This window comes from Borreliella americana (assembly GCF_021043605.1).
Taxonomy (GTDB): Bacteria; Spirochaetota; Spirochaetia; order Borreliales; family Borreliaceae; genus Borreliella; species Borreliella americana.
This window is the reverse complement of sequence record NZ_JAJNFB010000005.1, coordinates 60,736-84,357: the sequence shown is the minus strand read 5'-3', so window position 1 is coordinate 84,357 and position 23,622 is coordinate 60,736. Positions and strand designations below refer to the sequence as shown.

The window sequence follows — 23,622 nt, the reverse complement described above, 5'->3', positions numbered from 1 at the left end:
ATAAAAATATCATAAAATTCTTTATGTTTTAATAAAATTGCTCCAAAAACTATAGGGATTAAAGATAAAAATGAAATTTCAAATGCATTTTTCCTATTAAATCCAATAACCGAAGCTGAAAAAATTGTAATTCCTGAACGAGAGATTCCTGGAAGCGCACCTAGGCCCTGCATAAGCCCTATAAAAATTCCTACTAACAAAATATTACCTTTAAAATCAATTTTTAAAAAATTAAATTCCAGCATCAAGATTAAAATCCCTGTTATAATAAAATTAATTAAAACGAAAGGTAATGTAAACATTCTCTCGTATTTTGAAATAAAAGTCCCAACAACTCCAGTAACAATGGTTATTATTAGTATTAGCAATATTAATTTTAAATTTATTAAATCGGATTTAATAGTTTTTCTTAAAGAGAATCTAATAAAAGTTAAAAAAAGCTCTAAAATCCTTTTACGATAGTAAATAATAATCACTAAAACTGTTGCAAGATGCAAATAAATATCAAATATTATTGAGAGTTTTAAATTTATAAAATGCCTAAAAAGTAATAAATGTCCCGAACTAGATATTGGTAAAAACTCTGTAATGCCTTGAATAATACCCAAAATAATTGCACTTAAAATATTTGTCATTAAATGCTCCAATATTAATTTTTGGGAAATTCGCCCATAATTTTAACTATTACCGAATCTATTCCCTTCTTTTCATACAAAGCATCATAAAATACCGAATAAACTAATATTTTTTTAATATAATTTCTAGTCTGACTGAAAGGAATTGCCTCAATAAAAAGCTCTTTTGGCAAATGTTCATAACTTTTTTCCCACTTTCTAACATTACCAATACCCCCATTGTAAGATGCAAGAGCTTTATAAAGGCTGCCGGTTGTGGATATTCTTTTTTTCAAATAATATGTTCCAATTATTATATTATCTTTTGGACTTTTTAAATCATAATTAAAATACTTAAGTTCTTTAGAAATATCATTTGCTGTTGATGGCATAACCTGCATAAGGCCAACAGCACCGGGTTTTGAGACGGCATTTTTCTCAAAGCTGCTCTCTGCTTTTATTAAAGAAAATACAACGCTGGTTTCAAGTCCTCGCCTTTTAGCCCAATATTCTACTAAAGATCCATACAAATAAGGATAAAGCCTTTTATAATCATTTTCCGTTAAAGCAGATTCATCTTGATTTACAAGATAATTAATCACAAGAGTTGCATCGTAATAATTTTCACTCTTTAAAAGTTCATCGTATACTTTTCGATAAAAATCAAGTGAAAATTTATATCCATTCCTAAAATCTTCAAAAATAAACCCTCTGACATAATTACAAAGATTAAATTTTAAAAACCCCTCCAAAAAAATCTCATAATCAGATTGCTCATACTTAATATCAGAACCACCTGTAAAAAATTCATCAATATTTTGATCTAATAAGTACCTACTCATAAATGAAGAATAAGACCATTTATCATAATTAACAGCAGAATTCAAAAGACTCTTGTATTCTCCGCTTACATTAGGTTTAATTAATTTATGATATATAAGCCTTGCATTAATAAAAGCAAGTTTAGACAAAATAGAATTAGAAATAACTTTTTGAGCACTAAAATAAAGCTTATAAAGATTGCTATAGTCTTCAAGCTGAATTGATTCCAAAATATATTCTTCTAAAATCTTAATAAACGTAGAATTTTTTTTATCGCTCTCAGTATAAAACTTGGCTATACTTTCAGCAAAATAATCCCTTGCACTCTTGGTAAAAATTAAATTGCTAAAAGCAGTATTAAGCAAATCAAGCCTGTTAATCTCATTATTAAGATTTAAACCTTCAAGATATTCCTTTAGAAGAAGAAGTCCTAAATCATTTTTTTCTCTAAGATTTAGAATACCTAAATAATAATTTTTATATTTACTCCTTATTTTGCTAAAAAATGTTAAAGCATTTGAAATTTTGCCAGAACTAATAAAAGCCTTATAAATATCACTTAATACAATATTATTGTCATAATAATCATTTAAGCCATTTTTATTTAATATATTTATTGCACTATTAAAATTACCATTTGCCACCTCATACTTAAATCTAACAAGATTTAAAAAATTTGTACCAAAGTACTTAGACTTATTTTCAATAATAAAATAATCATAAGCTCTTACATGCAAAGAATTTGCAGGCAAATTCTCAAAAAGTTCATTAAAATAAATTTTTGATTCACTTACATTAGAAAGATTAAGATAAAGAGCTGCTTTTAATAAAATATTTTCATTTTCCTGATAATCAGAAAATTTCATCTTATCAAGCTTATTTAAAAGACTAAGCGCCTTATCATTTTTCTTTTGCCAATAAAGACTTTTAAAGTATCCCAGTATAATAAATTTATTATTTTCGTATTTTTTATAAAGTCTCTCTCCAATCAATTCAGATGCAAAATACTCTTTTATTGAGTTAAAATATTCAATAAGCTTAATTCCAGCAAACTGAGATGCAATACTATCCCCATTAGCTATGACCTTTTTCATATACTCTACAAATTTCTCTTCAAATCCTATTTTCTTAAATAAATAAGCAACATATATATAAGAACTTGGATCTATATTAAAATGCTTATCAAAATTTTTTTTTGAATAATCAAAATTCCATAACCAATTCAAATTATTTAAATCAAACTCTTTTGAATGTGCCTTAATAAAATTATTGTCTGAGATTTCTTTTCTTGCAAAGCAAGAAACTAAACTGAAAAATAAAAAAAGAAAAAGAAAATTTTGTAATACACAAGAACTTCTATTAAACATATCGATCTTTTTCATATCTCTCAATTCTATTTTTATCATATTCAAAGCAATATGAAACAAAATCTCTAGGTTTTAAAATTTTTGAAAAAACTAAAAACAAAGAAAAAAATATCAAAAGAAAAAGAGAAATTAGACTCAAATACAACATAGGAGAATGAACCATCCCCTCACTTGAATTTAATTTAAAGTTGTTTTTTACCATATCATTCTCAAAATCTTCTCTAAGATCTAGTTCAACATCTTCATCTGAGGTATCTACTAAATCTTTGTCAATATCTGCAATAATGTCTTCGACACTTAAATCATGCAGATCTTCATCTTCTAAAGAAGATTCTTCTAATTTTTGAAGATCAATTTGAAGATCAAAATTATTAAGATTTAAAGACTTTTCATCAATATATTCAACTTTTTTATTTTCTAAATTAAGCGTTTTAGAATCAACATAGCTATCCTCATCATTATCATCAAAACTTTCAAAATTCGAATCATTTGTCTCAAGTTTTTGATCTTCTTCGGTTTTTAGATCTAAAGAATTAACAGTAGGCACTATATCAGAAACATCTTTTTTAACAAAATCATCTTTCTCTTCAAAATTCAAATCAAATTCAGAACCTAAATTTTCAACAGACAAATCATTGATAATGTCACTTTTAAAATCATTTAAAGAGTTATCCCTATTAAATCCTTTAAATTTTTGATTAAAATCTACAAGACTTAAATCAAATTTCGATTTATCTTGAATCCCATCAGATTCACTATAAACATAAAGTATTTCATCCATAACTTTAAAATAAACATTAACGCTCAAGCTTTCCTTTTTTAAATTATCCAAGAAAAAAGAACCAACTAAAAAAGGATCTGAAAAATCTTCATATTCACTAACATAAAAATTCAACTTAATACTGGTATCGCCTGCAACCTTGCCCAATATTATTCTCTTAACAGAACTATCATCTAAATTTAAAACCGAATAATACTCATTATTAGATAATTTTATCGCTAAAAACCCTTTCAAAAATCATAACCTCTTTGCTTTGTTAATTTTATTGAAACCTAACTTATGCACTAATTATAGTTATCATTATTATTATAACTATAATATAATATAAATAATGTGATATTCAACTTACAAATTACTTTTATTTTAAGTAAATAACTTTTATTAAAGGTAACTATGATGATGCAAATTAATGGGATATTTTTAACTTAGGAGCAATACAAGTGTTATCACTATTTATAGTAATCTCTTCATTAACAGTTTTTATTTTGGTATTTTTATTTTTTAAAATAGCATTAAAACTTACAATAGGCAAAACCATGGGGAAAATCAAAAAAGATGATGAGAGAACAAGAAAATTAATCGAAAGAGCAATTTCTCTATTAAAAACAAATCCAAACGAAATAAGTGCCCTTGAAATTTTAAATAATTACTACTATAAAAATAAAGACCATGAAAATGGCATAAAATATGCAAAAAAATTATGCCAATTAATAGAAGACAACCCAATAAACCAAGAAATAAACACATTTAAAGCTTTTTTAAGCTATGGATTTTATAATCTTAAAAGAAATTTTAACAGAGAAGCCTTAGAATATTTAAGAAAAGCCTTTATGATAAAAAAAACAGATGAAGATGCAAATTATTATCTTGGTATAGCATTCTTAAAAAACGAAATGTATAAAGAAGCTCTATACTATCTTAAAAAAGTCCACAATTTTAATAAAAACAATAAAGATATCCTAAAACACCTGGGAATAACTTTATTTTATCTAGAAAGCTACAGACAAGCTGTTATAATATTTAACAGTATAAAAAAAACCATACAAGGAGACATTGAAGCTCTTTTGGCATATGCTAAGTCTTTGTTGAAAATGAACCAAGACCATCTAGCACTAGAGATTGTCAACAAAATAAAACAAAAAGACGGAATGATTTATGAGGCTTTATTAATTACATCTGAGATTCATTCAAAAAATAAAGAATTAGAAAAATTAGAACAAAATATTAAAGAAATAATAAAAATAAAACCTGACTTACCTAAAAAAACTTTTCTTGAATTATTTTATAATCTTGGAGAACTTCAAATCTCTGTTGAAAATTATCAAAAAGCTACAGAAGCTTTTACCAAAGTTGAAGAGATTGATCCAAATTACAAAAAGATTAAAGAAAAATTGGAATTTAGCAAAAGGTTAAACGAAAACATAGCTCTAAGAATATATTTGCGCAGTTCCAAAGAAAATTTTGGAAAAATAGCAAATGAAATTATATTAAAACTATATTTAAATAAATTTCAAATAAGAGATTCTAAAATAAACGAAATAACAACACAATTTATTGATATAAACTTTCACTTAGCTAACAATCAGTGGGAAGAAAATTTAATAGTGCGCTTTGTAAGAACTGAACAAGATACTTTTGGTGAATTATTCTTAAAAGATTTCATTTCAAAAATAAAAGAAAATAAAATAAAAGGACTATGTATTGCTCCATCAAAATTCTCTTTAAAGGCCAAACAAATGATTGAAGGAAGACTTATTGACCTAGTAGAAGGTAAAAAGCTAACTCAAATACTTAAAAAAATTAACATATCTAAATACACATAAAAACATTATCTTAAATATTTCATAGGATTTTCAGTTTTGCCATTCTTAAAAATGGTAAAATGCAGATGGTTGCCCGTACTATAGCCAGTGCTTCCCATATAACCTATTAACTCCCCTCTTGAAACTTTTTTTCCAACCTTAACGGCAAAAGAATTTAAATGAGCATATAAAGTTTGAAATCCGTTGCTATGAGAAATAACAATATATTTTCCATACCCTCCCGCATTAAATCCCACAGTTACAACAATGCCCTCTCTTGAAGCTTTAATAGGAGTATTAGCTGAATTTGCAATATCTATCCCGTTGTGAAAACTAATAACTCCTGTAAACGGATCTGGTCGATAACCATATCCTGAAGTAATAACACCCCGCACAGGATATATAAAAGTTTCTCCTAAAACCTCTTTTAAAAAATCTTTGGGCAATCTTCCTCCGGGAATAAACAACTTTTGCCCTAAGAATAAAACTTCATTATCAAGATTATTAGAATCTAAAATATCAACCTTAGGAACATTGTAAGCACTAGCTATAGATGAAATAGAGTCATTTTTTTTAACAACATAAACAATTCCTTTCATATTAGGAACCTTAATAATTGAATTTGGCTTAATATTTCTTACATCTTTAATTTCATTAAAAGAAATCAGGGTTTCACTGGTTATTTGATATCTAGCTGCAACATGTGAAAGCGTTTCTCCAGGCTTAATTTTATGATCAAACACCTTTAATACAAAATTTTTTTTAAATCCAGGAACATTTGCAGAAACATTAGATTCAGGCAAATAGCTACTAATTTGAGCTATATCTTGATCGCTATAATATAAAAATGTATCAATAAAATAATCTTTTGGCAAAGAAAGCCTATTTAAAAAAACATACGAACCATAATAAGAAAAAATGTTAATATAAAATGTTAATATAAAAATAAAGATTATTGCATTAAGCTTAAAACCAAATTTATAATCAAATTTTACACTAAAGATATCAAAAACTTTCTCTCTCAAGCTCTTATAATAATATTTATATTCATAATGATTAATATTTTGTATTTTAAGCTTATAGAAAAATAAAGAAACTTTTTTAAAAAAATTAATTTTTTTTTTAAAAAAGTTCTTAATCTTAAAAACTTTTTTTCTTCTTTTGCCAATATTAGAAATATTTGCAAAATCTTTTAATTCAAAATTAACACTCTTTTTGCTATTGAATAAAAAATTTTTTTTACGTTTTTCTACCCTTTGCTTTTTTTTTGGTATAATCATAACATGCCATTTCATTATACAATAGAAAATTGCATTTGAATGAAAGCGTAGTTTAAAAAGTTATGAGAATATTTAAAGCTCACAAATATGAACTAGCATCTATTTTAGCAGCTTGCTTATTTTTAATAACCTTAATAAAGTTATTCTTATCATTTTACATAGTAAAAGGCGAATCAATGACCCCAACAATATTTGAAAAAAATTGGATTGTAAATCACAAATTTGCATATGGACTTAGGCTTAAAAATCGTAAAAAATACCTTTTATTATGGAAAAACCCCAAAAAAAATGAAATGGTACTTATTAAAGATCCTATAACAAACAAAATTGCCATTAAAAAAATTTTTGCAATTCCAGGAGAAAAATTTAAACAAATAGAAAAAAATAAAATATGCATACATGATTTAAACTTTAAAATAGATGAAAATATTTTAAAGAAAAATGCTAAAAAAATTCCCAAAGACCACTATTTAGTTATAGGAGAAAACAAACAGATCTCATTAGACTCAAGAAATTATGGATTCATAAAAATTGATAATATATTGGGAAAAATAATTTATTACTTTTGAAAAAATATCTTTGCTGCTTTGAGTTTTTAATCAATAATACTTATAAAAGTGTTTGAAAGACTTCCTTTTGCTACATTGTCAGATGAACTTGTAATTTTTATTTCAATAAAATTAGAAGAATTGGTCTCTAAATCTTTAGCATTAACACTCAAAATACCACTTTCATTTAAGGTAAAAAGTACCTCTATTCTGGGAATTCCTTTTAAAGCTTTTTGAATATTACCAAAGGAAAATCTACCTATAGAATAGTTCAAAGAGGCTTTTTTATATTCACCTTGAAGTATGTGAATCTCAATTTCATCTTGATAATCATTGGTAGTCGTAAATAGTTTGCTCCTAGAAATTGGTAAAGTGGTATTTCTCTCTATTAAAGTAAAAAATTTATTATCCTTTATCTCAAGTCCAAGAGAATAGGGAGTCACATCCTTAAACTTGATAACAGGGTCATTTCTAGAAAGACTAAAAGCATGAATACCTGCACCAATAGCTACAACCTCATCTTGATTTAAAGCATCTAAAATTGAAACCGAAGGAAAAGATTCCTTTAAAACTTTTTCAATCAAAGGAATCCTTGTTGAACCACCAGAAAGTATGATTTTTGAAACACTACTAATATCAACCCCAGAATCAGCAATACATTCCATAGACAACTGAATAGTTTTGTCAATATATTCACTTATCATTGAATTAAATTCATCCCTTTTAAGCTTATAATTTAAATGCTTGCCATCAAGGAAAAGCAAAGTAATGTCGACCTCTTCCATAACAGATAAGTTTTTTTTACCCTCTTCAATTCGTTCTCTTAACTGTTCTAGAAGAAAAATATCTTCTAGATTGAAATCAGGATATTCATTTTTAAAACTATCTAAAACACGTTTTTCAATGATTTTATTAAAGTCATTGCCTCCAAGTCGACTTTGCCCTTTAACCGAAAGAACAGTATAAGTGTCGTCTTGTTTTCCCATAAGAGTTACATCAAAAGTTCCACCTCCAAGATCATAAATAAGAAAAATTCCATCAATCTGTCTTTCAAAGGCATAGGCAATAGCAGCTGCGGTTGGTTCATTAAGTATGGCTTTACAATTCAAACCAGCAAAATTTGCGGCCTCAACAACACATCTTCTTTGAATCTCAGAAAAATATGCAGGGACCGTTATTACAGCATTTTCAATCTCTTCATCTAAAAATTTTTCAGCGTTCCTTTTAATACTAGAGAGCAAATGTGCTGAAATATATTCTGCTTTATAAAATTCACCATCTACTTTATAAAAATTATCAGAACCTATATTGGTCTTAAAATCATAAAATGTTTTTTGAGGATTAACTAATATTTGATTTTTAGCGGCACTTCCAACAAGAACGTCCTTATTTGAGAAAGAAACAATAGAGGGGGTTATTCGCTCACCTCTTTCATTTAATATTATTTTAGAACTAACATCAAAATACGAGGCCACAGTATTTGTGGTTCCAAGATCAATACCTATCCATTTTTTCATGAATACCTCCCCTATGTATTGAAATAATCAACTCAACCTCACCTAAATCTAACTTAAACTTTTTAGCAATAGCTTCAAAAGACATACCTTGTTCATGAAGTAAAATAATCTGATTACGAACATTATAACTTTCTTTTATTATATTTTTTTCAATAGTAGGCATAGAATAATCCAAATTGCTTTTATAAATTCCATCACTTTTAGATCCAAAACTAGAAGGACTATTCCCGGGAATAGAGCTGTTATTAAACCCCAACAACCTTTGATCAAGAATTTCAATTCTCTCGTCAACCTCTTTAATGATTCTATTTAAACTTTCAATTTTTATTTCAATAATATTTATATTTCTATCCGTAGCCTGATTAATTTCAATAATTGTTTTATCTACCTCACTTTTGAACTTTCTAAGTATGCTATTAGATTTTATTTTCAAATTAATATACACATGAAAATATATAAAAATAAATATAATTAAAATAAGATAAAAAACAATAAACATATAAAAGCCTTAAAACATTTTATCTCTTAATATTAACATTTTCGCCAATTTTAGGATCTTCAAATTTATCAGAATATAAACTAAGCATCACCTTCTCTTCACGCTTATTTTTTTCAACTGGAAACGAAAGCAAATAATTATCCTCAACTTTATTAACTGAACATACATTACCAACCTCAGAATCAGTATGACAATCTCTTAAAAATCTAAATCTAGCATTTTGATTAATTTTTAATCTTTTACGCTTTTCGCTTTCACTTAAAAACTGTCTGTTTTTAAAAGATCCAACAACAGATATTTTAAAAACTTCAAATGTGTCCATATACAAATCCTTATATTAAAGATCATTCACCTAGAATTAAAAGGAATATAGGTCATAACTTTAATATAATTATCATCCTCTATAAAAGTGACGTTGCTATAATCTTTTGAAAGTTCATAAAAAGCATTATTAATATAAAGTTTAACGCCCGAACAAGCTATATTTTCAACAGAGACTTTACCCTCTATCTTAGTATTTTCAAGCTCATTTTGCAAATCAATTCGCTTAACCTCTATCATTTTTATTTCCATTCTAAGAATTTTACTCTCATTAACAAATTCATTGTAACTATCAATCTTTAAAGATTTTTCTGACTTATCTGCAATAAGCACAATATTCTTTTTTAAAGCAACAATATCTTTGGTTAAAACTTCTAATCGCTTTTCAATCTTTTCAAGATGACTAGTAAACCTGGTTAGTAAATCTTTAATTTCAGGATCATAGCCAACATCAATGCAAGTTTCACAACTTCTATCAGAGCCTATAGAATAAGCCCTGACCTCTTCTTTAGCACAAACATTAGAACCAACTATTTTTGATTTTTTACCGATACAAAGAACTCTTTTTTTAGAATAAACTGAAGAATTTACAATACCTCTTAAAACTTCAACTTCCCCCCCACAATTTAAAGTAACATTTTCTAAAAACTTAGCCCTAACATTACCCTGCGCATAAATTTTAGAATCGCCCTTACCATTTACACCACTATGAAAAATAATAGATCCATCCGTTTTTAAATTGCACCGACCTACCACTCCTTTCACTTCTATTCCACTTTTAGCCATAATATTGTATCCATCTAAAACATTGCCTTGCACAAGAACCATGCCATTATTTACTATATCCCCAGTAGCAGGACCAACATCACCCTTGACTAAATAAATATTATGAACAGATATTACCCCATCTGAAACAGACATATACCCATTACATTTTGCTCGAATTTTATAACCATCTCTAAAAGTATTCTCACCCAAAATAAAATTAATATCCTGACCACTTTCCGATTTTAACACTTTGCCAAAAACGGTATAACCATCTACACCTTTGCCAAAAGGAATAATTCTGGCTAACTCCTCGCCTTCAACTACATTTCTAAATCCCATGCTTGAAACCTCATACTCACCAAGCCTATTATTTTCATCAACAATAAAATCAATATAAGAATCATTGCCCTTTACTGGCTCTAACCCTCTTGCAAGTTCAATAGGCTCGCCATAAACAGGATAATCTACAAATCTTGCTACCTTATCCTTAAGTATTGCAATATCTATTACTCCATATTTTCTAAGGATATTGAAAATATCTTGGGCAAAAATTTCAGCTCCATTAATTCCGGGCGCGGTAAATTCAATGGTAACTGACATTGAATTTTCTGATATTTGAACCATCATTGTAACATTTTCAGAAGGATCAGATTCAAAATCAGCAATTTTTTCATAATATCCACTAGCATTCTCAACTATACCCTTCACAATGTCTTTATTGAAATTTTCAATATTGCTATGTAATTCTAATTTAAAAAGAACATCTTGATACTTAATAGGAATTCCTTGTCCTTTTGGTGAGATAACCTTTAAAAATACACCTTTTGAAGATTTCCTTATAAAAAATTCACCATCTGATGAAATAATTTCTTCTCCTCCTGAATCATTTTTTGAATCAAGAGACACTTTAGGCTTGCTAGAAGAATTCCTATAGGCAACTATTTTCCATTTTTTCTTCCCATATCCCAATATACCATTACTGCCCTTTAACAAAATCTCATAGTCTAATTCTTTATAAGGTACCGAAAGCTCCAAAGAAGCATCATTTAAGGCTTCTTCAAGGGTATCTGCTTCTATTTCCATCAAATCAATATGACTTTCTATTTCCAAATAAGATCGCATCTTATCACAAAGTTTAGAAAAATTTATAACCCCGTCATCCATATTTATTCCTTCTTGCTCATTAAAGTTTTAATAGCATCTGCAACAACTTTTGGATCATTGTCTTCAATAAATGACATTTTTTTATTTTTGTCACTTCGCCCACTCATGTTCTCTGTATCAAACTTATAATTTTTAATCTCTTCCATAATATCAACACTACCACCGCTACCTTGAGAATTATCATAAAAAGAATTTTTATTTTGAAAATCAACATTCTCTTTAAAATCCTTATCACTCTTCTTGTCATTTTGAAGCTTATTTTCCATATCTCCAGACATTTCTGTTGAAAAAAGGTTCGATAAATATTTCTTATAGATATACTCAATTAAAAGCCCAATAATAAAAAAAAATACAAACTGTAACAAAGATCTCATTAAGACTGTAAAAAATGATAAACCACAAAGCAAGCCTAAAGCTGCTGAAATAAGCAGTGCTGACACACTGGCTAATAAAATATACTTTAATTCCCTGCTTAAAAACATATTGCCTTATTCCACACCAAAAAATCTTAATATAAAACCTATAACCCCTCTTCTTTTTATGTTATCTAGAGAAACCTCCTCAAGGGTAGCAACAATAGAATCAAGACAATAGCTAGCTTTGCTATTTGGATTTACCAAAACAAAAGGTTTTTGCTTAAAAACAGAACTTCTAATGTTTTGATCCTCATAAATATGACCCAAATAATCAATATTTAAATTTAAAAATTGCCCTGAAATATCTATAACCTTTTTAGCAACTCCCTTAGCCTCGCTAACATTAGCTACTCTATTAACAATAAGTCTTAAATTTTTTAAATTCTCCATCTTATAAGACAAAACCTTTATTATTCCATAAGCATCGGTAATCGAAGTAGGCTCTGGAGTTGTAACAATAACAACATCGTCACTAGAAAGCAAAAACGAAATAACTTGCCTTGAAATTCCAGCACTAGTATCTATTACAACTATATCATATTCATATATTTTTAATAATTCTTTTATAAATTTATTAACATCAACATCAGAGAGATCTAAAAGTTCCATTGTACCAGAAGCACCGGCTAAAAGATCAATATTATATTCGGTCTTTGTTATTACTTCTCTGATATCACGACTTTGAGCAATCATATGATATATACTATACTTGGGGATAACTCCAAGCAAAATATTAACATTAGCCATTCCAATATCAGCATCAAGTATTAATACCTTTTTGCCAAGCCCAGAATATTTAAGAGCAAGTCCAATTGCAATATTGCTTTTACCAACACCGCCTTTACCACTACTAACAGCAATAAATCTTGTTTTACTATTTTGAACTTTCTCATCAACCGAAAAATTTAATTTACCATTTAATCTCATCATATCTCTTAAACTTTGAGCTTGATCTTCCATTATAACTTTCCTTAATAATAAGATTTACTTTTTATCTTCTTAATAAACTCTGAATCATCGCTTATTCTGTAGCCATTTATTCTTCTAATAAAAGTAAGTGGTTCTGCAACACTGATATTATGAGGAACAATTTGCCCATCTGTAACATAAGAAACTACTTTTTTCATTTCATAAATCAAACTTATCAAATTTCCAACACAAGTGGTTTCATCCACTTTGGTAAAAATCACAGTTTTATAATTAAAAGGAGAGAATTGGTGAAATATTTCTTTGACATCTGATGTTTTTGTGGTAGAGCTGACAGCCAAATGAAATTCGGCATCTCTTCCACAAGCATTAAGAAGTTCCTTCATCTCAGCAAGCTTCATGAAATCTTTAGGACTTTTGCCAATTGTATCAACGAGTATAAGATCGAAATCCTTTGAATCAGTAATTTCATCTTTTAAATCTTTAAAAGACTCAATTGCTCTAACAGGAATCCCCATAATATCGCCATAAGTTTGAATTTGTTTTTTAGCTCCAATACGATAATTATCAATAGTAATAATTTTAATATTTAAACTCTTAGATTCTCCATTAATACCATAAATTGCTGCAAGTTTTGCAATTGTGGTAGTTTTTCCAACACCTGTTGGGCCAACTAAAATAAAAACCCTTTTCTTAAGATCATCAATAATAGATCCTGAACATTTAATTGTCTTTGCAATATATAAAACAACATCCTCTCTAACCCTCTCATAATCATCAAGATCTGACAAGCTAAATTCTCTCTTAATAAACTCATTAATGTCTTTAATATAATTTTCAGAAAAATCATTTTCTCTTAAAATGTCTTCAATTTTTGTAATTGTTGGATGATTGATATTTTCTTTTTTATTAGCAAGCTCTGTTTTAAGAGACTTAACTTCTTTAAGTACATCTTCAATTGAAGAATTTTCTTCTCTTTTAATACTTTGAAGAATCTTTCGCTTTTCATCTTCAACATTAATCTGCTGATTACCAATGTCATATCTAACATAGCCTGAAACTTCAACCCAATCTTTGCTAAATAAACCCAAAATCCCTCCATGAGGAACGGTTTTATAAGTCATAACCCTAGCATTCTTACCATATTTTTTCTTAATTATTTCTATGACTTCATTATAAGTTGGACCTTTTTCTGTAAAATATTGAACCATATATTATTCTTCAACCTCTACTGTTTTAAGAACATTAACTTTAATATTTTGGGGAACCTCTAAAACAGACATCACAACAAGATCTGGAATCTCTCTACTTGTTATCACTTTTATTATGGGCCTTGACGATTCGCTTGAGAGAACAACTGGATAAAACCCTTCTGCTTGAACTTCGTTTACAATTTTGAAAAGTTCATAAATAAATTTGGTTTTTAAATTAGGATCGATTGAACTTATAAGATCGTGATTGGATTCTACACGAGAATCAATTATTATTTGCTCAAAACCGGGATTTAAAGTTATTACATTAAGCTCAGAATTTAAATCTAAATACCCACTAGTTATTTGCCTTCCAACTGATTGCCTGCATTTTTCAATCAAAAAAAATATATCCTTAGTAATACTTGTAAAATCTGCAATTGTTTCAAAAATTGTAACCAAATTTCGAATTGAAACCTGCTCCTTCAAAAGCCCTTGTAAAACCCTTTGAATCTCTCCAACTGAAAAATTCTTATGGACCTCTTCAACAATAGCTCCATAATCTTTTTTAAAAGCATCAAGAGTATTTTGAACATCTTGACGAGTCAAAATTTCGTAAGAATGTCTTTTAATAAGTTCTGTCATATGAGTAGCAATAATCGAAGGAGGGTCTACAACAGTATATCCCAATTTTTCAGCAGTTTCTCGACCATCATCATTTACCCAAAGAGAAGGAAGTCCAAACGAAGGATCTTGAACAAGATCTCCATCTATTCCAGAATCAATTCCAACATTTATCACCAAAAATTTACCAAGCTTAATCTCACCTCGCCCAACTTCAACTCCTCTTAGTTTAAAAGAATAAGCATTGGGTTCAAGTCGCATATTATCAACTATTCTAATCTTGGGCACAACTATTCCAAATTCAAATGCAATCTCACGCCTTATCTTAACAATACGATCAAGCAGTTCGGAGGTTTTTGTATCATCAACTATTGGAACAAGATTATATCCAATTTCAAGAGCTAATGGATCAAGCGGAACAACAGGGGAAACATCTTTGTCCGAATAAATTGACGCTTGCTCTTCTTCAAGTTTCATTTTTTTTTCTATTTCTTCTTTTTGTTTTATTCCTGAAAGAGAATAAGCTAAAAATGCAATTGACAAACTTAAAAACATAAGAATTAGGGTCGGAAATCCAGGAAGAAAAGCTAAAAAAAATAAAAATCCAGAAACAATCCAATAAATTCCCAAATGATTTGTGAATTGCTCAAAAATCTCGCCACCAAAACTATTTTTTGAAATCGACCTAGTAACAATCAAGCCTGTAGCCGTTGAAATTAAAAGAGATGGCAATTGAGACACAAGACCATCACCAACTGTCAAGGAAACATAATTATTAAGGGCTTGGTTAAAGTTAAGACCCTGCAAAGTTATTCCAACTAACAAACCACCAAGAATATTTATAAGGGTTATTAAAAATCCAACCTTAACGTTTCCTGATACAAATTTAGAAGCTCCATCCATTGCACCATAAAAATTTACTTCTGATTGTAAATCGTTTTTTTGCTTTGTAGCCTCTTCTTCTGTTAAATTTCCAGAACTGTAGGCAGAATCAATGGCCATTTGCTTGCCAGGAAGTGCATCAAGAGCAAACCGAGCTGCAACTTCAGCTACCCTTGTTGCTCCCTTGGTAATTACAATAAATTGAACAGCAATAATTATTATAAATATTATAAATCCAATAACAAGTCCTTGAATTCCAGAACTACCCACAACAAATGTTCCAAATGTTCTTATCATTTGTCCATCAAAATTTATACCTTTGGTTAAAATCAATCTAGTAGAAGAAATATTAAGAACGAGTCCAAAAATAGTCATCACAAGAAGTAATGTGGGAAAAACAGAGAAGTCCAGAGATCTCTTAGAATAAAGAACAATTAAAATAATTAAAAGACTTATTACTAAATTAACAGTAATCAAAACATCCAAAATAACTGCAGGAAGGGGCAAAATAAATCCAGCAACAACAAATATCAAGCCGACCGAAATTATTAAATCAGACTTATTATTAAGTCCCAAATACCTTAATATAGAATTTTTTCTAGCATCCAACAATAGAACCTCTAATTAAACTTTTTAGTAATAGAATATACTCTCACAAGAATTTTTGAAACAATCTCCCAATATTCTCTTGGGATCTCTTCGTTAACCTTAACATTAGCATAAAGAGCCCTTGCAAGCAGCTTATTTTCCATTAAAGGAACATTATTTTCTCTTGCAATCTTTTTAATTGTGAGAGCTATTTCATCTTGACCTTTTGCAAGCACCCTTGGAGCTAACATTGTTTCGCTATCCCACTTAATAGCAACTGCAAAATGTTCTGGATTTGTAATTACTACATCTGCTTGAGGAATAGCTACTCTTAAATTGGTACTTAAAATAACCCTCATTCTCTCTTTTATTCTAGATCGAAGTAAAGGATCACCTTCCATTTCCTTTCTTTCCTGCTTTACCTCTTCTTTTGTCATTTTTAAACTCTCAATGTACTGAGATCTTTGAAACAAATAATCAAACACCCCTACAATTGCCAAAAACATTACTGAGAAAAAACATATCTTATAGGCAAGCACTAACACAATAGAAATTCCAGACTGAAGTGTATACTCCGAAAGTTTAGAAATTTTGCCTATATTGTTTTCTATAATAAAATAATATATCAAGCATATTATAACAACTTTTAACAAACTTTTAAACAAATTGAAAAAAGCCCCTGCTGAAAAAAAAGAATTTTTTGCCCATCTGGAAAAATTAAAACTAATTCTATCCCACCTTGGCTCCAAAGATTTAAAAGTAATAATAAAGCCTACTTGAATAATATTAACAAAAAAATTAACAGCTAAGGATGCAAAAAAAAACAAAACGACATATCCCATAATAGATCTAATATATGCAAAACCCATAGCATAAATACTAATACGCATAACTTCAGGAAGCTTGATAGCCTGTTCTTTAAAAACATCTATTAAATCTAAAGCAAAATAAGAAAGCATGAAAAAAAACAATGCAAATAACAATAAAAGACTGACAGCAGTATTAATTTCAGCAGACTTTAATACCCGTCCTTCTTCTCTTGCTTTTTGCTTTTTCTGGTCAGTAGGTAATTCGGTTCTTCCCTCGTCATCTGCAGAAAAAAAATCAAGGGGAATATACCAACTTTTAATCAAAAATTCATCTTTTATCATTATTTTAAAACTCTAAAAAACAATTTTATAAAACTAACAAGAGAATCTAATGCAAGTTCAATCACTCTTTTTGAAGATATTGCTAAACTTGGAAATCCAATATACAAAATTAACAACCCTAAAAATAGCGAAGTTGAAAAACTAATTATTAATAAATTAATCTGAGGCGATGACTTTGAAAGTATTCCCAATACCAGATAAAAAAGTAAAAGCAAAGACAATATTGGAAACGAAATTAATAAAGCTTTTTCAAAAAGAAATCCAAAAGACATAAGCAAAAGCTTGACAAATTCTAAATTTCTCATATTGACTAAATGTTCAACTCTAATGTTTAAAACAGAATCGTGTATACCAACCACAAAAAACCGAAGTAAAAAATCACTTGATAAAAACAAAAGCAAAAACAAATAAGCAAAAATTTGTGAAATAATCATGCTATCTTCTTCTGAAAAAACATCAAAAATATTTGCATAAGCAAGTCCAATTTGATTAGAAAAGAAAAATCCAACTAAATGAAAAACATTAAAAATTATATTAACAAAAAATGCCTGAATAAGGCCTAAAATAGCTTCTCCTAATAAAATTAACGCAAAAGAAAGCATATTTTCTAAAGGATAAATAATTTTAATCTTTTCAACAACAATTATAGAGAGAATCAAAGAAAAGAAAAAATTAAAATATCCAATTTTTATTGTTGAAAAAAACGGAGAAAATTTTAAAAACATAAAAATTCTAATCAACACAGGTAAAATTGTAAAAGATTTTAAAACCAAAAAACTTAAATTCAAAATTTCATCCCAATAATACAATTAGTCATAAATTAAACATTTTGCAATTGACTGAAAATCATATAAGTAAACTGCATAAGCTTATTCAAAATCCAAGGACCAAAAATAACAATGGTTAAAAGTATAACAATAATCTTTGGAATAAAACTTAAAGTTTGATCTTGAATTGAAGTAATAGCTTGAAAAATTGAAATCAAAAGACCAACTATAAGAGCTATAATTAACATTGGAGCTGATAAAATAATAATGTTTTCAATAGAAATTCTAATTAAATAAAGAATGTGTCCTGCAGTCATATATATAACCTTACATAAAACTTTTAATAAGACCGCTAGTAATTAAAGTCCAGCCATCTACCATTACAAAAAGAATAAGCTTAAAAGGTAAAGATATCATTACAGGAGGCAACATTATCATACCCATAGCCATTAAAACAGAAGCAACAATAATATCTAAAACTATAAAAGGCAAAAATATTAAAATTCCCATCTTGAAAGCCACTTTAAGTTCATGCAAAATAAAAGCTGCAATTAACACATGCGTTGGTACTTCACTAAAATTTTTTGGTCGATCATAATTACTCATACTCATAAATAACCTAATCTCTTCATGACGCCCATCAGACATCTGCTTATACATAAAAATTCTAAGAGGAGCAATTCCTTTATTGTAAAATTCATCAAAATTTATTTTTGACTCTTTAAGGGGCAAATAAGCTTGTTTATATATAGAATTAAAAGTTGGCCACATAGTAAAAATGGTTAAAAATAAAGCCAATCCCATTACTATCTGAGTAGGAGGAGATTGTTGAAGAGATAAAGCACGTCTAATAAAATCTAAAACTATAGATATTCGCAAAAACGAAGTCATTAACACTAAAAACGCTGGAGAAAGAGTAATAATGGTTAATAGAATCAAAAGCTGCAAAGAAAAAGCTATCTCTGAACCGCCAATATTGTCAAAATTTAAAAACGGAAAATTAAGACCATTAGTGGTCTGAAAAGACTTTGTTTGAGCAAAAGATAAACTTGTTACATTAAAAAATAAAAAAAAAATAAAACACTTTCTCAAAATAAACCCTCTAAAATTTTTTTAATCTATCTTGTTTATCCTTAAGCGAAGTCTCAATTTTCTTCTCAAGTTTAACATAATCATTTCCAGAAAAAGGAATCTCTTCTTTTTTGAGCAACATTTTCTTAAAGATTGATTGAAAAGAATCTTTCTTAGCAGAATCATTAATTTTGCTAAGCCTGAGTTTTAAATCTTCCAGTTCTTCTTCAGATTTAATCTCTTTGAGCAAAGTAGAAGAATTACTAGAAATCAAAAATATGTAAACATTGTCTAATATGTTTATAATTCTTATTGAGTTTTTAACATCTATCTCGTAAAAAACAAGCTCCTTAATCAAATTAGAATTTTGTTCATATTTGCCTTTTTTTGAATAAAAAATCAACTTCTTTAATAAGAAAAAGATAAAAAAAGCAATAAGTAAAAATAAAACTATCTTAACTAAATCTAAAATATTAAAAAGAGAAACTGGTTGAGCACTATCATTGTTAGCAGGATTTGCCTTATCTTCTTCAAAGATTGGTAAGCTAGATTCATTTTCTAAATCGGCAGATATTGAATTTACCTGCCCTTGTGAATCAGCATATATAAAAAAATTAGAAAACGCTAAAAAAACCAAAAATAAAAATTTATTATTCATTTTTAGTTTTAATTATCTCAGTAATTCTAACTCCAAAATTTTCATCAATTACAACCACTTCTCCCCTGGCAACTATTTTACCGTTTACTAAAATATCTACAGGCTCACCAGCAAGTTTATCAAGAGTAATAATCGTTCCCTCAGACATACCAAGTATGTCTTTTATTTTGCGCTCTGTTCTTCCAAGCTCTACAGTAAGCTGCATAGAAACATCCATTAAAAGCCCAAAATTACTAGGATCAACTCCTTCTGGTAAAGTGTCAATTAAATCAGGAAGCTTAACCCCTCTTATTTCTGGCTTTTCTCCATTATCACTTTTTTCATCTACGCTCATAATTTAACCTCTTAATAATTTAAGTCTTAATAAATAAAATAACTATCACTCAACCTCTTCTGTAAGCTCTTTTAATAAATCAAAACCCTTTATGTCTCCAATTTTTTCTGTAATTTGTACTGAAACTTTATTTCCCATTAAACCCATTCTACATTTAAACTTTTCTTTAGTACCAACTTTCAAAGTTAAATCCTTATTTATTAGAGAAGATTCAAGATTTAAAACATCACCTTTGTCAAGCGATAAAATTTCTTTTACCTTAAGTTTAACTTCTCCTATTTCTGCTACCAAAGGCATCGCTGTATTTTCCAACTTTTCACGCAAAGCATCAAGATTCTCACTGGTAGTTCCAACTCCAATCAAAGAATGCCAATATCTTGTTGATAATTTTGAAACAATAGGTTCTATAGTAATATAAGGCAAACAAAAATTCATAAGCCCTTCTACTTTTCCTATTTTAACCTCAAGAGTAACTAAAATAATCATTTCCGTGGGAGGCACTATTTGAGCAAACTGTGGATTAACCTCAATATGCCCAAATCTTGGTCTTAAATCAACCACTTGAGACCAAGCCTCTCTCATATTAGCAAGTATGCGAATAATAACACTTTCCATGACAGACTGCTCAATTTCTGTTAAATCTCTACTTTTATCTTTAATCGTATCTCCATCACCGCCAAAAAGCCTATCTACTATGGCAAATGCTATTGTTGGATCAACTTCAAAAATAGCAGATCCTTTAAGGGGGTCCATATTTATTATTGCCAAAGTTGTAGGGTTGGGTATTGACCTAATAAACTCTTCATAGGTTAATTGGTCAACCGAGGCTACATGAACATGAACCATTTTTCTTAAAAGAGCAGAAAGTGAGGTTGTAGTATACCTAGCGAATGCCTCATGAAAACTCGAAACTGTTCTAACTTGCTCTTTTGAAAATTTATCTGGCCTTTTAAAGTCATAAACCTTAACTTTCTGCTTTTTACCTGTAGGACTAGATATAACATTAGAAAGAGATTCGTCTAAGGATAAACTTTCAGACGAATTAATAGACTCTAAAAGACTATCTATATCATCTTGAGATAAAGCTCCTGGATTGTTTGCCATTCAAAATTCCTTTAAATTTAAAATCCTTTTAAATTTATTACATATCAAAAATATCAATTTGGGTTAATGCTATTTCTTTTATTTCTCCATTTCTAAGAATACTGTTAATTCTTGCCTTAATTTCTGCTTTTATTTGACTTTCATTCTTTATTTCTTGACCAGTTCTTTGGCTAAAATATTCTCTAATAATGTCTTTTAAGCGCACTTTTTGTCTTCCAAGTTCATTAAGAATATTAACATTATTTTCTGCATATCCTAAAGCAAGCTTTACAACAAAAGTTTTTGGAGGAACGTCTAAAGTGTTACCTCTAATCTCATCTATACTTTCATACCATATAAGCATAGGTGGCTTTCCTAAGTATTCATTAGAAAAAACTGGAAAATCACTAGGAGCTCCACTTTGGCTTACCACCATTTTAGATACAAAATAAGAAACAATTATCATTATTGCAACTGTAAATATTCCTATTGCAAGTATCTGTAAAATTTTTATTATAATATCAGGCAATAAACCGCCTTTTCTATTAACATTAGAATCCCCCATATCTAAATTGTCATCGTCTTTATTAGGCATAATAAAATTCCTCCTATTAATTTTCTTCTTTAAAATTAAAAAGAATTACTTACTGCTTAATTTCCTTAGGGAAACTTAAAGATGCATCAGTAGTAATTAATATATCAATTCTTCTATTATAAGCTCTGCCCTCAGGGGTATCGTCTGTTGCAATAGGCCTACTTCCACCAAAACCAGATACTTCAAAATTATTTTCAATGCTTTTAACATCAGATTGATCTAAATAGTTCAAAATATGTTCTAGCATATTAACAGATCTAGCGGCTGAAAGCTCCCAATTGCTTTTCCAAGGTCCATTTACATCAGTATCAATATTATCAGTATGTCCTTCTATTTTAAAATTATAGCCTCTAGAACTTAAAACACCAATAAAAGATGCTATTTTTTGAATAGAATCCCTATTCTCTTCAAGTTTAACATCTGCACTAGCAGAATCAAAAAATGCATCTGCTGCAAGAGATATCACAATACCTCTTTCTTCTTGTCTAACTAAAATATTTTTAGACTGAATCTTATCAATAAATTCAATCATAGATTTATTTTTAGCAGTCTGAGATGCTTGTTTATTGCGCACAGAAGAAGGCAAAGACATGAAACTATTACTCAAATAAGATAATTTACTAAAATCTAAAGTTTTACCACCCTTAAAAAATCCTGCACCCGTGAAAGAAGCAGACATTATTCTTATCACATTTTCTTGAAAAATAATATCATTTAATGAAAACATTGTAACAAAAAACACAAGAAGCAAAGTAACCATGTCTCCATAAGTTACCATATAATCTGGAGATCCTTCATCACATTTTGAAGGTTTCTTAATTCGCAAAGCCATTATTCACCACCAATGCTACTATTAAGCTGACTTCGATCTTTGGGGGTTAAAAACGTCATTAATTTTTGCTCTAAAATTCTAGGATTATCTCCAGACTGAATTGATAAAACGCCCTCAATTATCATTGTTTTTACTGCAGCCTCCTCAGTATCAATTTTTTCCAACTTAAGTTGAACAGGAATAAACATTAAATTTGCCATTATAGTTCCATAAAGAGTTGTAATAAGAGCAACAGCCATAGAAGAACCAAGAGCAGATTTATCCTCTAGATTGCCAAGAAGAGCTACAAGCCCAATAAGAGTACCTGTCATACCAAAAGCTGGAGCAAGCTTTGCCCAAGTTTTAAAAAGATCTGAACCAACCTTATGTCTTTCTTGCATTTGATCAAGCTCTAAATAAAGCATAGTTCTAATTACCTCAGGATCTGCACCATCAACAACAAGTCTCATTCCTGACTTAAAAAATGGATCATTAATTTGCTCAAGCTCATCATCAAGAGATAAAAGGCCTTCTTTTCTAGCCTTTTCTGAAAGCTCTACTAATATTTTTATAATAGAAACCTTAGCATATGAATTTCTTCTAAAGAAAAATCCCAAATACGTTGGAATTTTTTTTACAGCAACAACTTCTGAAGAAGCCATCAGAGCAGAAAAAGATCCAACAACAGTAATAAAAACAGAGCTTAAATCCCAAAAAACACCAAATCCAGTGGGAGTAAATGCCATAGAAATTAAAATAGATCCAAATCCAACCCCCCACCCAATTATACTAGCTAAATTCATAATTCAACGCCCCCATTTTCTTCTCCTAAAATTTTTTCAAAAGAAGCAACTTCTTTTCTATACAACTTAATCCTATTGACCACCTCTTCAACTTTTTCTTTCACAACTAACTTCTTACCATTCATAAGAAGAATTGTAGTATCAGGATTAGCCTCAATACTTTCAATATGATAGGGATTTAAATAATATCCATCACCATTAAGCTTAGTTACAAAAATCATATGCTAAAAACAATCTTA

25 protein-coding genes are annotated in these 23,622 nt (G+C 28.8%); 2 read left to right on the top strand and 23 right to left on the bottom strand.

Annotation, left to right across the window (positions count from 1 at the left end):
* From uppP to LRB30_RS02530, 3 genes are all read right to left on the bottom strand, one after another.
* Positions 1-635 (bottom strand): undecaprenyl-diphosphatase UppP (uppP, locus tag LRB30_RS02540; protein ID WP_231018837.1); only part of this gene is annotated, 635 nt, incomplete at its 3' end.
* A 14-nt stretch (positions 636-649) separates the two neighbouring features.
* Positions 650-2,803: a flagellar assembly lytic transglycosylase gene (locus tag LRB30_RS02535; protein WP_231018849.1), complete on the bottom strand. Its 2,154-nt coding sequence runs from the start codon at positions 2,801-2,803 to the stop codon at positions 650-652.
* The gene (locus LRB30_RS02530; RefSeq protein ID WP_231018835.1) at positions 2,796-3,818 is read right to left on the bottom strand and encodes a hypothetical protein; all 1,023 of its coding nucleotides are present in this window, start codon (positions 3,816-3,818) and stop codon (positions 2,796-2,798) included. Before LRB30_RS02530 ends, LRB30_RS02535 begins: the two co-directional genes overlap by 8 nt.
* A 206-nt stretch (positions 3,819-4,024) precedes the next feature.
* Between LRB30_RS02530 and LRB30_RS02525 the strand changes: the two genes are divergently transcribed.
* A complete protein-coding gene (locus tag LRB30_RS02525; RefSeq protein ID WP_231014620.1) occupies positions 4,025-5,407 on the top strand; it encodes a tetratricopeptide repeat protein in 1,383 nt (460 codons plus the stop codon).
* A gap of 5 nt (positions 5,408-5,412) precedes the next feature.
* On the opposite strand, the gene LRB30_RS02520 is transcribed toward LRB30_RS02525, so the two are convergent.
* Complete coding sequence (locus LRB30_RS02520; protein WP_231018832.1) at positions 5,413-6,666, bottom strand: M23 family metallopeptidase; 1,254 nt, start codon at positions 6,664-6,666, stop codon at positions 5,413-5,415.
* Between the two features lie 62 nt (positions 6,667-6,728).
* Here LRB30_RS02520 and lepB point away from each other — a divergent pair, with 62 nt between their 5' ends.
* Positions 6,729-7,235, top strand: a complete 507-nt coding sequence (gene lepB / locus LRB30_RS02515; protein ID WP_231014618.1) for a signal peptidase I — start codon at positions 6,729-6,731, stop codon at positions 7,233-7,235.
* Between the two features lie 26 nt (positions 7,236-7,261).
* Here lepB and LRB30_RS02510 read toward each other — a convergent pair whose 3' ends face one another.
* Genes LRB30_RS02510 through LRB30_RS02420 form a run of 19 tightly spaced genes read right to left on the bottom strand, consistent with a single transcriptional unit; the run spans position 7,262 to position 23,604 of the window.
* The gene (locus LRB30_RS02510; RefSeq protein ID WP_231014617.1) at positions 7,262-8,731 is read right to left on the bottom strand and encodes an Hsp70 family protein; all 1,470 of its coding nucleotides are present in this window, start codon (positions 8,729-8,731) and stop codon (positions 7,262-7,264) included.
* Positions 8,709-9,230, bottom strand: a complete 522-nt coding sequence (locus LRB30_RS02505) for a DUF6115 domain-containing protein (protein ID WP_231018829.1) — start codon at positions 9,228-9,230, stop codon at positions 8,709-8,711. The genes LRB30_RS02510 and LRB30_RS02505 overlap by 23 nt, the downstream gene beginning before the upstream one ends.
* Positions 9,231-9,249: 19 nt before the next feature.
* Complete coding sequence (locus LRB30_RS02500; protein ID WP_231018827.1) at positions 9,250-9,552, bottom strand: hypothetical protein; 303 nt, start codon at positions 9,550-9,552, stop codon at positions 9,250-9,252.
* A 26-nt stretch (positions 9,553-9,578) separates the two neighbouring features.
* The gene (locus LRB30_RS02495) at positions 9,579-11,483 is read right to left on the bottom strand and encodes a FapA family protein (RefSeq protein WP_231014262.1); all 1,905 of its coding nucleotides are present in this window, start codon (positions 11,481-11,483) and stop codon (positions 9,579-9,581) included.
* A gap of 2 nt (positions 11,484-11,485) precedes the next feature.
* Complete coding sequence (locus LRB30_RS02490) at positions 11,486-11,965, bottom strand: hypothetical protein (protein ID WP_231014261.1); 480 nt, start codon at positions 11,963-11,965, stop codon at positions 11,486-11,488.
* 6 nt (positions 11,966-11,971) lie between these two features.
* Complete coding sequence (locus tag LRB30_RS02485; protein ID WP_231014260.1) at positions 11,972-12,859, bottom strand: MinD/ParA family protein; 888 nt, start codon at positions 12,857-12,859, stop codon at positions 11,972-11,974.
* An 11-nt stretch (positions 12,860-12,870) separates the two neighbouring features.
* Positions 12,871-14,037, bottom strand: coding sequence for a flagellar biosynthesis protein FlhF (gene flhF / locus LRB30_RS02480; protein WP_231014259.1), 1,167 nt, complete (start codon positions 14,035-14,037; stop codon positions 12,871-12,873).
* Between the two features lie 3 nt (positions 14,038-14,040).
* Positions 14,041-16,134, bottom strand: coding sequence for a flagellar biosynthesis protein FlhA (gene flhA, locus LRB30_RS02475; RefSeq protein WP_231014258.1), 2,094 nt, complete (start codon positions 16,132-16,134; stop codon positions 14,041-14,043).
* Between the two features lie 8 nt (positions 16,135-16,142).
* Complete coding sequence (gene flhB / locus LRB30_RS02470) at positions 16,143-17,261, bottom strand: flagellar biosynthesis protein FlhB (protein WP_231018826.1); 1,119 nt, start codon at positions 17,259-17,261, stop codon at positions 16,143-16,145.
* Positions 17,261-18,049, bottom strand: a complete 789-nt coding sequence (fliR, locus tag LRB30_RS02465; protein ID WP_231014256.1) for a flagellar biosynthetic protein FliR — start codon at positions 18,047-18,049, stop codon at positions 17,261-17,263. The genes flhB and fliR overlap by 1 nt, the downstream gene beginning before the upstream one ends.
* Before the next feature lie 32 nt (positions 18,050-18,081).
* The gene (gene fliQ / locus LRB30_RS02460; protein WP_002556873.1) at positions 18,082-18,345 is read right to left on the bottom strand and encodes a flagellar biosynthesis protein FliQ; all 264 of its coding nucleotides are present in this window, start codon (positions 18,343-18,345) and stop codon (positions 18,082-18,084) included.
* Positions 18,346-18,355: 10 nt separating this feature from the next.
* Positions 18,356-19,120 (bottom strand): flagellar type III secretion system pore protein FliP, encoded by a 765-nt coding sequence (fliP, locus tag LRB30_RS02455; RefSeq protein ID WP_231014255.1) that lies wholly within the window; start codon positions 19,118-19,120, stop codon positions 18,356-18,358.
* Between the two features lie 10 nt (positions 19,121-19,130).
* Positions 19,131-19,757: a flagella biosynthesis regulatory protein FliZ gene (locus LRB30_RS02450; protein WP_231014254.1), complete on the bottom strand. Its 627-nt coding sequence runs from the start codon at positions 19,755-19,757 to the stop codon at positions 19,131-19,133.
* Positions 19,750-20,091: a flagellar motor switch protein FliN gene (fliN, locus tag LRB30_RS02445; protein ID WP_231014251.1), complete on the bottom strand. Its 342-nt coding sequence runs from the start codon at positions 20,089-20,091 to the stop codon at positions 19,750-19,752. Before fliN ends, LRB30_RS02450 begins: the two co-directional genes overlap by 8 nt.
* A 45-nt stretch (positions 20,092-20,136) precedes the next feature.
* The gene (fliM, locus tag LRB30_RS02440; protein ID WP_231014250.1) at positions 20,137-21,195 is read right to left on the bottom strand and encodes a flagellar motor switch protein FliM; all 1,059 of its coding nucleotides are present in this window, start codon (positions 21,193-21,195) and stop codon (positions 20,137-20,139) included.
* A gap of 37 nt (positions 21,196-21,232) precedes the next feature.
* Complete coding sequence (fliL, locus tag LRB30_RS02435) at positions 21,233-21,769, bottom strand: flagellar basal body-associated protein FliL (protein WP_231014249.1); 537 nt, start codon at positions 21,767-21,769, stop codon at positions 21,233-21,235.
* A 49-nt stretch (positions 21,770-21,818) separates the two neighbouring features.
* A complete protein-coding gene (motB, locus tag LRB30_RS02430; protein ID WP_231014248.1) occupies positions 21,819-22,601 on the bottom strand; it encodes a flagellar motor protein MotB in 783 nt (260 codons plus the stop codon).
* Positions 22,601-23,383, bottom strand: a complete 783-nt coding sequence (locus LRB30_RS02425) for a motility protein A (RefSeq protein ID WP_231014247.1) — start codon at positions 23,381-23,383, stop codon at positions 22,601-22,603. The genes motB and LRB30_RS02425 overlap by 1 nt, the downstream gene beginning before the upstream one ends.
* Positions 23,380-23,604, bottom strand: coding sequence for a flagellar FlbD family protein (locus LRB30_RS02420; protein ID WP_231014246.1), 225 nt, complete (start codon positions 23,602-23,604; stop codon positions 23,380-23,382). The genes LRB30_RS02425 and LRB30_RS02420 overlap by 4 nt, the downstream gene beginning before the upstream one ends.
* Between the last annotated feature and the right edge of the window lie 18 nt (positions 23,605-23,622).

What these genes read in the sequence shown, in the direction of transcription:
- fliQ (WP_002556873.1), bottom strand. Translation starts at nt 18,345, where the DNA reads ATGACTGCAGGACACATTCTTTATTTAATTAGAATTTCTATTGAAAAC.
- LRB30_RS02510 (WP_231014617.1), bottom strand. Translation starts at nt 8,731, where the DNA reads ATGAAAAAATGGATAGGTATTGATCTTGGAACCACAAATACTGTGGCC.
- LRB30_RS02425 (WP_231014247.1), bottom strand. Translation starts at nt 23,383, where the DNA reads ATGAATTTAGCTAGTATAATTGGGTGGGGGGTTGGATTTGGATCTATT.
- flhB (WP_231018826.1), bottom strand. Translation starts at nt 17,261, where the DNA reads ATGATAAAAGATGAATTTTTGATTAAAAGTTGGTATATTCCCCTTGAT.
- LRB30_RS02495 (WP_231014262.1), bottom strand. Translation starts at nt 11,483, where the DNA reads ATGGATGACGGGGTTATAAATTTTTCTAAACTTTGTGATAAGATGCGA.
- motB (WP_231014248.1), bottom strand. Translation starts at nt 22,601, where the DNA reads ATGGCTTTGCGAATTAAGAAACCTTCAAAATGTGATGAAGGATCTCCA.
- LRB30_RS02505 (WP_231018829.1), bottom strand. Translation starts at nt 9,230, where the DNA reads ATGTTTATTGTTTTTTATCTTATTTTAATTATATTTATTTTTATATAT.
- fliL (WP_231014249.1), bottom strand. Translation starts at nt 21,769, where the DNA reads ATGCCTAATAAAGACGATGACAATTTAGATATGGGGGATTCTAATGTT.
- lepB (WP_231014618.1), top strand. Translation starts at nt 6,729, where the DNA reads ATGAGAATATTTAAAGCTCACAAATATGAACTAGCATCTATTTTAGCA.
- fliN (WP_231014251.1), bottom strand. Translation starts at nt 20,091, where the DNA reads ATGAGCGTAGATGAAAAAAGTGATAATGGAGAAAAGCCAGAAATAAGA.
- fliM (WP_231014250.1), bottom strand. Translation starts at nt 21,195, where the DNA reads ATGGCAAACAATCCAGGAGCTTTATCTCAAGATGATATAGATAGTCTT.
- flhF (WP_231014259.1), bottom strand. Translation starts at nt 14,037, where the DNA reads ATGGTTCAATATTTTACAGAAAAAGGTCCAACTTATAATGAAGTCATA.
- LRB30_RS02500 (WP_231018827.1), bottom strand. Translation starts at nt 9,552, where the DNA reads ATGGACACATTTGAAGTTTTTAAAATATCTGTTGTTGGATCTTTTAAA.
- LRB30_RS02420 (WP_231014246.1), bottom strand. Translation starts at nt 23,604, where the DNA reads ATGATTTTTGTAACTAAGCTTAATGGTGATGGATATTATTTAAATCCC.
- LRB30_RS02450 (WP_231014254.1), bottom strand. Translation starts at nt 19,757, where the DNA reads ATGAATAATAAATTTTTATTTTTGGTTTTTTTAGCGTTTTCTAATTTT.
- LRB30_RS02535 (WP_231018849.1), bottom strand. Translation starts at nt 2,803, where the DNA reads ATGTTTAATAGAAGTTCTTGTGTATTACAAAATTTTCTTTTTCTTTTT.
- LRB30_RS02520 (WP_231018832.1), bottom strand. Translation starts at nt 6,666, where the DNA reads ATGATTATACCAAAAAAAAAGCAAAGGGTAGAAAAACGTAAAAAAAAT.
- LRB30_RS02485 (WP_231014260.1), bottom strand. Translation starts at nt 12,859, where the DNA reads ATGGAAGATCAAGCTCAAAGTTTAAGAGATATGATGAGATTAAATGGT.
- LRB30_RS02490 (WP_231014261.1), bottom strand. Translation starts at nt 11,965, where the DNA reads ATGTTTTTAAGCAGGGAATTAAAGTATATTTTATTAGCCAGTGTGTCA.